At 54.1% G+C, this 13415-nt stretch carries 7 protein-coding genes; all 7 read left to right on the forward strand.

Annotated elements, in window-relative coordinates; genetic code table 11:
- Positions 1–4 precede the first annotated feature (4 nt).
- Positions 5–1831, forward strand: coding sequence for a sodium:solute symporter family protein (locus tag NGM62_RS07205; protein ID WP_262246831.1), 1827 nt, complete (start codon positions 5–7; stop codon positions 1829–1831).
- Positions 1832–1850: 19 nt separating this feature from the next.
- Positions 1851–3047 (forward strand): glycoside hydrolase family 130 protein, encoded by a 1197-nt coding sequence (locus tag NGM62_RS07210; protein WP_315975855.1) that lies wholly within the window; start codon positions 1851–1853, stop codon positions 3045–3047.
- Positions 3019–4245: an AGE family epimerase/isomerase gene (locus tag NGM62_RS07215; RefSeq protein WP_262246832.1), complete on the forward strand. Its 1227-nt coding sequence runs from the start codon at positions 3019–3021 to the stop codon at positions 4243–4245. The genes NGM62_RS07210 and NGM62_RS07215 overlap by 29 nt, the downstream gene beginning before the upstream one ends.
- A gap of 33 nt (positions 4246–4278) precedes the next feature.
- Entirely contained in the window at positions 4279–7503 is a 3225-nt protein-coding gene (locus NGM62_RS07220) for a SusC/RagA family TonB-linked outer membrane protein (protein ID WP_262246833.1), read from the forward strand.
- An 11-nt stretch (positions 7504–7514) separates the two neighbouring features.
- Positions 7515–9209 carry a RagB/SusD family nutrient uptake outer membrane protein gene (locus NGM62_RS07225; protein ID WP_262246834.1) on the forward strand — a complete coding sequence of 565 codons (1695 nt, stop codon included), beginning with the start codon at positions 7515–7517 and terminating at the stop codon, positions 9207–9209.
- A 20-nt stretch (positions 9210–9229) separates the two neighbouring features.
- Entirely contained in the window at positions 9230–10063 is an 834-nt protein-coding gene (locus NGM62_RS07230; protein WP_262246835.1) for a hypothetical protein, read from the forward strand.
- Between the two features lie 167 nt (positions 10064–10230).
- A complete protein-coding gene (locus NGM62_RS07235) occupies positions 10231–13407 on the forward strand; it encodes a SusC/RagA family TonB-linked outer membrane protein (protein ID WP_262246836.1) in 3177 nt (1058 codons plus the stop codon).
- The last annotated feature ends 8 nt before the right edge of the window (positions 13408–13415 follow it).

Genomic DNA, 13415 nt, shown 5'->3' on the forward strand with positions numbered 1-13415 from the left:
CGGTATGCTGCTCCAACCCCTCGATATTGCCATCATCCTGGTTTATCTGGCTGCCATGGTCATCCTGGGCATCCTGTTGAAAAAACGAGCCCAGCGCGACAAGGAGTCGTACCTGCTGGGCGGCAAAAAACTGCCCTGGTATATGCTGGGTATGTCTAACGCCTCCGATATGTTTGACATATCGGGCACGATGTGGATGGTCACCCTGGCATTTGTATATGGCATGAAAAGCATCTGGATACCATGGCTGTGGCCGGTATTCAACCAGATTTTCCTGATGATGTACCTGTCTGTGTGGCTTCGGCGGAGCAATGTTACCACCGGTGCCGAATGGCTAAGGACACGCTTTGGCACCAAAGGCCGCGATGTCACGGCATCGCACGCGATTGTCGTGGTCTTTGCGTTGATCAGTTGTTTCGGCTTCCTGGCGTACGGCTTCATCGGCCTGGGCAAGTTTGTCGAGATCTTCATCCCTTGGAGCGCCGTTGCCCCCTACCTACCCTTTACAATCGAGCCTTTATATGTGCCGCACTTCTATGGGGTGGTATTTTGCCTGCTTACCATGTTTTATTCCATTTTGGGTGGCATGACCAGCATCGTCATCGGCGACGTGGTAAAATACACCATCATGTCAGCAGCCGCTATTGTGGTAGCCGTGATTGCCGCGCAGCACCTTGCGATCAAGCCACTGAACGTACCCGAAGGCTGGCTGTCGCCATTCTTCGGGTGGACACTGGCCGACCTCGATTGGACGGGCATCATCGACGAAGTAAACAGCAAAATCGAAAGCGATGGTTTCGGACTGTTCACGGTATTTTTCATGATGATGCTTTTTAAGGGCGTTTTCGCCAGTCTTGCGGGCCCGGCACCCAATTACGACATGCAGAAAATCCTGTCTACCAGGTCGCCCAAAGATGCCGCCAAGATGAGCGGCCTGGTATCCGTGGTATTACTGCCCATCCGCTATTCGATGGTCATCGGCTTCGCTGTGTTGGGCCTTTTATATTACGATCAACTCGACCTCCAAACAGCCGTGGGTGTCGACTTCGAGCGGATTTTACCGTCGGCTATCCTACAGTTTGTACCCGTGGGGCTCATGGGTTTGCTTTTGGCGGGGCTGATGGCGGCATTCATGGGCACCTTCGCCGGCACGCTGAACGCCGCACAGGCCTACTTCACAAACGACATTTACCTCAAATACATCAAACCGCACGCATCAAACCGTACCATACGCAACGTCAATTATATTTCCGGCATCGCCATCGCGGTCATCGGCATCTCGTTGGGCTTTTTCGCGGAAGACGTAAACAGCGTATTGCAGTGGATTGTATCTGCACTCTACGGCGGGTATATCGCTGCCAATATGCTGAAGTGGTACTGGTGGCGGTTCAACGCTTCGGGCTTCTTCTGGGGGATGCTGGCAGGTATCGTGCCTGCGCTGATATTTCCGCTAGTGTTCGATTTTTTGGACCTATACTACTTCCCGTTGCTCTTCGCCCTGTCGCTGGCAGGCTCCATCATTGGGTCACTGTGCACAAAGCCCACCGACACCAGCGTACTAAAGGAGTTTTACCGGACGGTAAAGCCGTGGGGCTTCTGGAAGCCGATCCGGCTGTTGGTCGCCGCCGAAGACCCCACCTTTATCGCTAACAAGCACTTTGGCCGCGACATGTTCAACGTGGTACTCGGTATCGTCGGGCAGCTGTGCCTCACCATCCTACCCATGTACCTGGTGCTGATGATGGAAACGGAGCTGCTGATTACCGTCGTACTGCTGGCGGCAATAGCCATCATCCTGAAGAAGACGTGGTGGAACAAACTGGAAAATTAATGACTTCAATATAACGATTGTGTCACTATCTACAACTGATTTCGACGTAAAAAAGGCCGCCCTCCTGGATAGGCATGGGAAGCTCCTCAGCCGTAAAAACGAGCCGTTATGGTCGGCCAACGGGATATTCACCCGGTTCCGGCACCCCGTACTCACCGCTGCACATGCCCCCCTGGAATGGCAGTATGATTTCGACCGTCAAACCAACCCGTTCCTGATGCAGCGGATCGGCATCAATGCGACCTTCAATGCCGGCGCCATCAAATGGCAGGGCAAGTACCTGTTGATGGTCCGTGTAGAAGCTACGGACAGGAAGTCGTTCTTTGCCATCGCAGAAAGTCCCAATGGCGTCGATAATTTCCGTTTCCGTAAGTACCCGGTCGAAATCCCCCAGTTCGGTGACCCCGACACCAACGTGTATGACATCCGGCTCACGGAGCACCAAGATGGGTGGATTTATGGGTTGTTCTGCACCGAACGCCGCGACACCAGTGCGCCGCAAACCGATCAGTCGGCCGCCCTCGCACAATGCGGTATCATCCGCACACGCGACATGGAACACTGGGAGCGCTTACCCGACCTGAAAACAAGCTCGCCGCAACAGCGTAACGTGGTGTTGCACCCCGAATTTGTGGATGGCAAATATGCGCTCTATACCCGCCCGCAAGATGGCTTCATCGAAGCTGGCAGCGGGGGGGGCATCGCCTTCGCACTGACCGAATGCATGGAAAACGCGGTGGTGGGCGACGAGCATATCATCGATAGCAAACGGTACCATACGGTTTACGAAGCCAAAAACGGCCAAGGGCCCGCCCCGCTCAAAACGTCCGAGGGATGGCTCCACCTGGCGCATGGCGTACGCCACACCGCCGCAGGGCTAAGGTACGTACTGTACCTGTTTATGACGGCACTCGACGATGTTTCGCGGATCATCCACAAACCGGCCGGATATTTCCTGGCGCCGGAGGGCGACGAACGTATCGGCGACGTGTCTAACGTCGTCTTCTGCAACGGTTGGATTGCCGACGACGATGGGACGGTATATATCTACTATGCATCGTCGGATACACGCATGCATGTGGCAACAAGCTCCATCGCGCAATTGGTAGACTATGCAAAAAACACACCCGAAGACAGGTTCTTTTCGGCCCTGTCTGTAGAAAACATTCAAAAACTCACCAAAAAAAATGAACGTATCGCACACGGTAAAGCATAGCACTCTCGCGACCGGTGAGTTCGAACACGAGCTCAAACACATACTCGCATATTGGAGCGATACGGTCTTTGACCATGCCAATGGCCGCTTTCACCCAAAGGTGGACCATACCGATACGCCGCACCCACAAGCCATCACAGGCTCGGTGATGTACGCCCGTATCCTATGGGCTTTCTCCGCAGGGTATAGCCATACTGCCATACCCCGTTACCGCGAATTGGCAGATATTGCTTTCCAATACATCCGGCAGTACCTGCTAGACCCCGAATATGGCGGGGTATACTGGTCGGTACACCCCGACGGAAGCCCGGCCGACAGCCGTAAGCAGACCTATGCCATTGCTTTTGCCATTTACGGGCTGGCAGAATATTACAAAGTCCATGCAGACCACGCCGTACTGGCGCTGGCCCAAGAGCTCTACCTGGCTATCGAGCAGCATGGCTGGGACAGCCGTCACGGGGGGTATATCGAAGCGTTCGAAAGGGATTGGCGCGCAACCACACAGCTTCAATTGAGCGCGAAAGACCAAAACGAAAAGAAAACACTCAATACCCATCTCCACTTGTTGGAAGCTTACACTAATTTATACAACGTATGGCCAAACGAAACACTAAAACAACAAATCGACGCGATACTCGGACTTTTCAAAAATTATTTCGTCAGCCCGCACGGCCACCTAACCCTCTTCTTTGACGAACAATGGCATGCCAAGTCACTCTTGCGGTCTTTCGGCCACGAGATCGAAACATCATGGCTGCTATGCGAAGCATCACAGGTGACCAACGACGGGCTATTAGCAGACTCCGTGCGGGACCTGTCCCTCAGGCTGGCCAACGCGAGCCTGAAGTGGGCCGGGAAATCAGGGGCTTTGCCTTACGAATTTGACGCAACGACAAACGGACTGGTTGCGGAGAAGCATTGGTGGGTACAAGCCGAAGCATTGGTGGGCTTCTACCGGGCGGGGCGGCTGTCTGGCGACAGCCGCTATACCGCAGCCGCCAACCGCACCTGGCAATACATCACGGAAAACCTCATCGACCGGGAAAGGGGCGAATGGTATTGGGGGCGCGATGAGCAGGGCCGCATCATGGACCACGAAGATAAAGCCGGGTTCTGGAAATGCCCTTACCACAACACACGGTGCTGCCTGCAGATGATCCAACTGCTGGGTGAGTCACCGACTAATCACGAATCATGACAAAACACTAATAATTCACTTAATTTAAAACCAATGAAGTCTATATTTTACAAAAAAACCAGAGATAGGCTCTTACAACTGGCAACAGGCTGTTTAGTTTTGGCACTGCCGGTATTGGGGGGCACATCCCGCGCCTACGGCAACCCGATTACGGAAGTCGCACCGGGCAATATGGTTCAACACCGAGTAAGCGGCTCGGTCACCGACGCTACGGGCACTCCCCTGGCAGGGGTCACCGTAAAAGAACAAAGCGCCAACACGGGGACGGTAACCGACAACCAAGGGCGTTATAGCTTGCCGGTCACGGCACCCAATGCCATCCTGACTTTCTCTTACATCGGTTTCATTACCCAGGAGATCGTTGTCGGCGGCCAATCCATCATCGATGTCACCTTGGCGGAAGACGTGAATACGCTGGAAGAGCTGGTCGTAATCGGTTACGGTACGCAGAAGAAAAAGCTGACAACCGGGGCCACGATACAGGTGAAAGGTGAAGACCTGCAAAAGCTGAGTACATCGAGCGTATTGGGTGCGCTGCAAAGCCAATCACCGGGTGTCCAGATTACCCAGAGCTCGGGTATGCCCGGCCAAGGGTTTAAAGTGACCATACGCGGGCTTGGTACCATCGGTAGCTCCTCGCCGCTGTATGTGATCGATGGGGTTGCCAACGGCGACATCAATGCCCTGAACCCATCCGATATCGAATCCATCGATGTGCTGAAGGATGCCGCATCGGCCGCGATATACGGCTCGCGTGCCGCCAACGGCGTCGTGCTCGTAACGACCAAGCAGGGTAAGGCCGGCAAGCTTACACTGAGTTACGACACCTACATCGGGGCGCAGAATGCGTACAAATTGCCCTCGCTGCTTACCGCAAAAGAGTACATGCAGATTCAGGATGAGCGGATGTTTAACGAAGGGCTGGCACCTTACGATTGGGCAACATTGATCCCAAACCAATACGAGCAGATCATGAACGGCACCTGGGAAGGTACCAACTGGCTCAAAACGATACATAATGACGATGCCCTCACCCAAAACCATGCCCTCAACCTGATAGGAGGCAATGAGCAATCGAAATTCTCACTGGGCTATTCCTTTGCCAACCAGGAAGGGATATTCGGTAAGCCCGTACAGCCCAGCTCCGAACGGCATACCGTACGGTTCAACTCAGACCATGTCATCTTCAAAAATAACGATTTCGACATCATCAAATTCGGTGAGAACATCACCTATACTTATAATACCACAGCGGGTATCGGTATCGGAAACATCTATTGGAACGACATCCACAACATGCTGGTAGGCAATCCGTTGTTGCCGGCATACAACTCCGACGGCGGATACTACGACCACGCCAGCAAGGTGGCCGACGGGTGGGCCCTGGATGGCGCTACAGCAAATCCATTGGCCGACATGGTATACCGGCGTGGCCAGAACCGCAGCAAAAACCACTCCCTGCTGGCAAATGCCTACCTGGAGGTGCAACCTATAAAAAACCTGAAGTTCAGGAGCAACTTCGGTTACCGGCTATCGAGCTACGCATATAGGCAGTATACACCGGCGTTCCAGCTCTCCACGACCTCGCAAAATGCAGTCGACGACATCAGCCAAAGCCAGGGCCAGGGGTACAACTGGATCCTTGAAAACACACTGGCATATAGCTGGGACGTGAAAAGCAACCACAATTTCGATGTGGTGGTAGGCCAGGCAGTTGAGCGGATGGGGCTCGGGGAAGACGTGGGTGTCACTACCTCCAACTCTTCATTCCCCGGCAGCTGGCGCAACGCATGGGTAATCAATGCCCAAGGGTACGAAGGGTTTATACCCACCGTGAGCGGTGAACCCTGGGGCGATAACGTATTGGCGTCGTTCTTCGGCCGTGCGAACTACAATTACAATGAAACATATATGGCTACCCTGATTATGCGAGCAGATGCCTCGTCCAACTTTGCCCGGGGCCACCGTTGGGGGTACTTCCCGTCGGTAGCCGCCGGCTGGGTGGTCACCAACGAACCGTTCATGGAATCGGCTTCCAGCTGGGCCAACTTCTTCAAGCTACGGGCTAGTTGGGGCCAGAACGGTAACTCAGCCATCAGTCCATACCAATATTTGGCAACCATCTCTACCGACCGCAAGACAGGGTATTACTTCGGCAACAACAAGAATACACTCTTAAACGGCGCTTACCCCGATGTACTGCCAAACCCCGGCATTTCATGGGAAACCTCCGAGCAGCTCAATATCGGGTTTGATGCCCGGTTTATCAATGACAAATTGGGCGTCGTGTTCGATTGGTATCGGAAATCGACCATCGATTGGCTCGTCCAAGCCCCGGTGCTCGCCATTTACGGCACCAACCCGCCTGTCATAAATGGTGGTGATATCCGAAACCAAGGGGTTGAACTCGGACTGAACTGGAACGACCGGAAAGGCGACTTCTCCTATGGCATCAGCATAAACGGCGCTTACAACCGGAATAAAGTGGTGCGCATCGACAACGGCGAGGGCATCATCCATGGCGATGCAAACGTAATCAGCCAAGGTACCACCGAAATGTACCGCGCACAGGTGGGCTACCCCGTAGGATACTTCTATGGATTTAAGACAGAAGGCATTTTCCAGACAGCGGAGCAGATCGCTGATTACCGCGCCAGCAGCAAAGGCGTGCTGGCGACAGCCCAACCCGGCGACGTCATCTTTGCCGATACCAACCGCGACGGTGCGATCACCGACGACGATAAGGTGATGATCGGCAACCCGCACCCCGACTTCACCGGCGGGATGAACATCAATTTCGGATACAAGGGCATTGACCTGTCCATCACCGCCACCGGCGCTTTCGGACACCAGATAGCAAAGTCGTACCGGTCGTTTGCCGACAGCCCGCTGCAGAATTATACCACCGAAATATTCGGCAGGTGGCATGGCGAAGGCACATCCAACTTCTTGCCACGGCTTACTAACGGCAGCCACACAAATGCCCAGTACGTTTCGGATATCTATATCGAAGACGGCGATTACGTGAAGATACAGAACATCACCCTTGGATACGATATCAAGTCGCTGGTACCCAATATGCCACTCGGGCAAGCCCGGCTTTACGTTGCAGCGCAAAACCTGTATACATTTACCGGATACTCAGGCATGGACCCGGAAATCGGCTACGGTTACGACAGGGGTTGGGTATCGGGTATCGACCTTGGGTTCTACCCAAGTCCGCGGACCTTCCTCGTTGGGTTAAATGTTAAATTTTAAATTGCTGAACAATGAAAAAGCTACTCTATATAATAGCCCTCGCCATCACGTTCTCAGGCTGTGAAAGCTTCCTGGATACCGAGAGCTACACGAAGAAAAATACGGGCAACTTCCCCATTACCGTGGCTGATGCCGAGCAGATGGTCACCGGTATCTATTCCACACTGAGCGCGGCCATATCCAATGTCCATAACACCCATTTCTATGTATCAGAGCTGGCTTCGGACGATCGGTTCGGGGGCGGTGGCGAAAACGACAGGGACATGCACGGGCTCGACCACCTCATGAATACCCAGCCCAACCGGTTCGAGTCGTACTGGACCGCCCGCTACCAAGGGATATACCGTGCCAATACGGCCATCGAAAACATCGATAAGGTAACCGGATGGCAGAACGATAACCAGCGGAGTCAATTGCTGGGCGAAGCCCACTTCCTGAGGGCGCTGTTCTACTTTGAGTTATCCCAGATGTTCGGTGAAGTGCCTTTGGTTATCAAAACCGAAGCTGAGAATCTGCCAAAATCTCCCGCTGACGCAACGTATGGCCAGATTGCTTACGACCTGCAGCAAGCCATTGCCCTGATGCCCGGTACGCCTTATACCAGTGTGGCTTCGGGACATGCCACCAAATGGGCGGCACAAGCACTGGCGGCACGTGTGTTCCTATTTTATACCGGTTATTACGGTAAATCGAGTTTGCCCGTAGCCAACGACGGCGGCGAGATCAGCAAAGCACAGGTCATCGGTTGGCTGGAAGATTGCATAAGCAACAGTGGCCACGGACTGGTTTCGGATTTCCGCAACCTGTGGCCGTACACCAATGAATATACGGCGGCCGACTATGAGTATGTAACCGACAATGAATTGCAATGGGAAGGCGATGGCAACAAAGAGACCGTTTTTGCCGTCAAATTCGGCACACTGGTAGACTGGGGCGACCAATACGTACTGGGTTACTCCAACCAGTACAACCTTCACTTCGGGCTTCGCTCAAACAACGGGCAAGCCGGAACATTTCCCTTTGGCCAGGGCTGGGGAGCCGGACCGGTAAACACAGCATTATGGCAAGCTTGGGCGCAGGCGGAACCAACGGATATCCGTAGGACGGGCTCAATCATCAATGCCGAAACCGACCTGGACGATTACATTTATGGTGCCGATGCCCAAATGGAAGAAACAGGATTCTGGCAAAAGAAGTATGTCCCGATCACGGCCTATGATGATGGCAACCTGATCCCATCGTACGCCATTTTAAAGGATGCAGCACCCTCCGATTACCAGTTGGCACATACCCAAGACCTGGTACTGATCCGTTTTGCCGACGTGCTGCTCATGCACTCGGAGCTGTCAGAAGATGCCACGAATTTGAATAAGGTAAGGGCGCGCGTAAATCTCCCGGCAGTGGCATACTCACTCGACGCATTGAAGCGGGAGCGCCGCTGGGAGCTGGCTTTCGAGGGCTTACGGTACTTTGACCTGATGCGTTGGCACGATGCGGCGGACGCACTGGCAGCCCAAGAAGGCGTAGCCATAAAAAACAAAGGCGTCGACACCCAGATGAAGGGCTTCGGCGGTGGCTACCGTGCACGTTTCGAAGCAACCGGAGGTTTCTGGCCCATCCCGCAGTCGCAAGTGCTGCTCTCTGAGGGTGTATTGGAACAAAATGCAGGCTGGGGTACAGCAGCAGACGAATTCCCCGGATGGTAACAATTTAAAATCCAAAGAAAATGAAACGATTCATCATATATATTGCGCTGTTGGTTACGACAGCATACACGGCCTGCGATCCCATCGAAAACAGGCTTGATATCGGCGGAGCCATTACGGCCGAAGAGCTGAACATCACGGCCACACCGATTGTGGTCGGCGGAAAGAATTCGAACAAAGTAGTATTAGACAACAAAAGTCCGGTGCTTTCCTCCTGGGACTATGGCGTGGGCGTAACCCAAAAGAAAACCGACACCGTATTGCTGGTGGTAACCGGCGAAAACGAAATCACATTTACAGGGCTCAATGCCGATGGCACGAAAATCACCAAGACGCTGAACGTGCAGATCGACGAGCTCACGTATGAAGTGCCCCTCGAATGGGGCTACCTCACCGGGGGGAGCGAAAAGGAATGGACGTGGGACGTCAACCAATCGGGTGTGTGGGGCAACGGCGGCTATATGGGCAACAACGCCCCCGCATGGTGGGTGCTTCCTGTCGACCAAATCGATGGCCAGGCCCCGGGAGAAGGTGCCGGTGCAAAAATGATATTCTCGTTAAGCGGTGCAAAATTAACGAAGGTGAAAGCCGATGGCAGCACCCAAACGGGCACCTTCTCGTTCGACCTCACCAAGGTAATCACGCTGGATAACGGCGATGTGTGGGCAAAAGGCAAGCTGAGCACCAAGGGTGTCACCGTGCTGTGCGGCATCTCGCCCAACGAGGGAGGAGCGCCCGTATATGAGTATGATATCCTACTGCTCGACAACGGCAACATGGTGCTGAGTTACCCCGAGCCGGGTGTCGGACCATGGGGTACCGCTTGGTTCTGGATGTTCAGTGCCGTCGACTAAGCACGGGATACCCGAATTATTTTACGGGGGCATAAATCCATGCCCCCGCTTTTTTTATCCTCAGGCAGCCATGTCTTTTTTTCATAACAATAAGCTAAAATAGTATTAATCAAATAGTAGAAATAAACGTACTTTTGATTATAGTATAACCACCAATTTTTAACCTCATGATTCCACATTTATCAAAAAATGCCGGACTGCTCTTCGTAATGCTAGCTATCGCACAGCTCGTGGTTGGCCAAAACAGCAACCAACTACAGGTGAGCGGTACCGTAAGGGAGGTGTCCGGCACCACGCTGTCGGGCGTATCGGTAACCGTGAAGGGCAGCACCCAGTCTGCCGCTACCGGAAATGACGGCAGCTACCGAATAGCCGTGCCCTCCCAAGAGGCGGTGCTGGTTTTTTCGTACCTCGGCATGCAAACGTTGGAAGAGCCTGTAGGCAACCGCCGGGTTATCGACGTACGCCTGCAACCTGCCACGTCTTCATTGAATGAGGTGGTTGTCATCGGGTACGGCACCAACAAGCGCGGTAACCTCACCAGCGCACAGACAACCATCAGCGCTGACGACATCGGCCGCACGGTGAACACCACCATCGAGCAGGCCATACAAGGGCGTGCCGCGGGCGTGTATATCACCCAGAACTCGGGGCAGCCCGGTGGCGGCATATCGGTCAATATCCGCGGCATAAACTCCATAAATGGCACCAACGAACCCCTTTATGTGATCGATGGCGTACAGGTGGCAGGCCAGGCCGTATCGTTCGGCGAGCAGAGCTCCTCTAACCCACTGGCTGGATTGAATCCGGCCGACATCGAAGACATCCAGGTGCTCCAAGGCCCCTCGGCAACCGCCATATACGGGTCGCGAGCCACAAACGGGGTACTGCTCATTACCACCAAGCGCGGAAAAGCGGGGCAGACAAAAATAGACTACAGCGGCCAATACACCGTTCAAACCGGCCCGCCGCGCATGGATGTGATGAACCTACGCCAATACGCCCAAATGGTAAACGAATACCATGCAATCGCCGGTGGCGAAACACCGTTGGAGTTCCTCGACCCCACACTGCTGGGCGAAGGTACCGACTGGCAGGATGCCCTATTCCGGAACGCACCGATGCACAAGCACCAGCTGAGCCTGAGCGGTGGTGGCGACCGCCTTACCTACTACCTATCGGGCGAATACATGGACCAGGAAGGCATCGCCGCAGGCTCGGGGTTCGAGCGGTACGGCAGCCGCCTCAATGTGGATGCGAAACCGCGGACCTGGCTCTCCCTGGGTGCCAATATCAGCTTCAGCCAAACGGATGAAAGCCTTACCACCAGCCAGGAAAACATCATTTCAAATGCGCTGCGGCTCACCCCCCAAATACCCGTGAAGAATCTCGACGGCTCCTGGGGCGGTGGCGACGACTATAACGGCGCAAACCAATTTGCACCGGTAAACCCGCTGGCAATCGCCGCCCTAACCACCAACGACCTGACGCGAAGGCAATTCCTGGGCGGCATAAACCTGGGTATCGATATCATCGAGGGCCTGCAATTCAGGACATCCTTCAACACGAATTTCGGCTTTTCAAACTCAAGCTACTACATCCCCGTCTACAAAATCGGATGGGCAGAAAACGCCACCGCTTCGTTGCAGAGCCGCGGCAACCTCAATACGTACTGGAATTGGAACCAGCTACTCGAATACAACAAACAGTTTGGCAAACACCACCTCAACGTGATGGCCACCCACGAGGCGCAGGCGTCAACCTGGAAGAACCTCGGTGGCCGCCGCACCGGGTTCCTTACGGACGATATCCTCGACTTGGAAGCGGGCGACCCACTCACGGCCTCGGCCACAGGCGGATCCGGTGAATGGGGCATGGAGTCATACCTCGGCCGCGTTAACTACAACTACGACGACCGTTATATCGTATCGGGAACCATACGTACCGACGGATCGGTCAACTTCGGCAATGAAAATAAATGGGGGGTATTCCCATCGCTATCCGCAGCGTGGCGCCTGTCGCAGGAAGACTTTTTCAACGTGCCCGCCATCAGTGAACTGAAACTCCGGTTCGAAACCGGTACCACCGGCAACCAAGGGGGCAGCGGCTACATCTATTCACCCATGGCACCGGGAGCTACGCCCACCGGCACCGGGTTCTTGCCCAGCCGCTACAACAACCCCGGACTGCAGTGGGAAGAAACGCTGACCAACAATTTCGGCATCAACATCGGTCTGTTGAAAAACCGCATTGAGCTGGAGGCCGATTACTACATCAAAAAGACGGACAACCTCTTAATGGAAAACCCGCTGCCGTGGTATATGGGTACCAACGGCGTAGGTGCCGTGGCCGCCCCGCAGGTAAATATCGGTGCACTCGAGAACAAAGGCTGGGGCATTACGCTGAATACGGTCAACATCCAGAACGAAGCATTCACCTGGGCCACCAACTTCAACATATCCGGGTTCAAAACCACCATCAAAAAGTTCTATTCCGACGCTGCCCAGATCAACCGTACATCGTGGTGGCTGGATGATTGGACACAGCAATCGGTGGTGGGCTTGGCCCCGTGGCAGTTCCTCGGCTACATCGAAGAAGGCATATTCCAGTCGGTCGACGAAATCGAGAAGAGCGCTGTACCGGCCGACAACAACGGCGATCGGCTGCCCACCAATGAAAGTAATATCTGGGTGGGCGACGTGAAGTTCAAAGACATCAGCGGCCCCGACGGCACGCCCGACGGCATCATAGACGTGTACGACCAGACGTTCATCGGCAACCCTTATCCGAAATTTTTTGCCGGCTTAACCAACTCTTTCTCCTACAAAGGATTTGACCTCAGCATTTTGCTCACCGGTGCATTTGGCAATGACATCTACAACTACATCGCGAGGGTAAGCTCCAATCCGAACAACATCAACTTGAGCCGGAACCTGATGGTTAACGCGATGGACTATGCGCGCCCTATCGTTGGGGACGGCGGTACGGTGAGGCTGGAAAATCCCGAAACGAACGTGGCGCGTATTTCGTTGGGGCCCAACGGCAACTACGCCCGCCATACCGACAAATGGGTGGAAGATGGTTCATACATCCGCATCAAGAACGTTGCCCTGGGCTATAACCTGCCAGCAACGATATTGTCAAAGCTGAAAGTCATACAGCAGGTGCGGGTAGCATTCAGTGCCCAGAATGTGGCCACGTTTACCAAATATAGCGGGTTCGACCCCGAAGTGGGGGCCTACGTAGGCCGCGATGCCAGCAACCAGAACCAGGCTATTGGCCTCGATTTCGGCCGTTACCCGCTAACGCCCATCTACACATTTAGTTTAGGAATGAGTTTCTAAAGATCATA

The organism is Parapedobacter soli (genome assembly GCF_025460835.1).
In the GTDB taxonomy this organism is placed as follows: Bacteria; Bacteroidota; Bacteroidia; order Sphingobacteriales; family Sphingobacteriaceae; genus Parapedobacter; species Parapedobacter soli.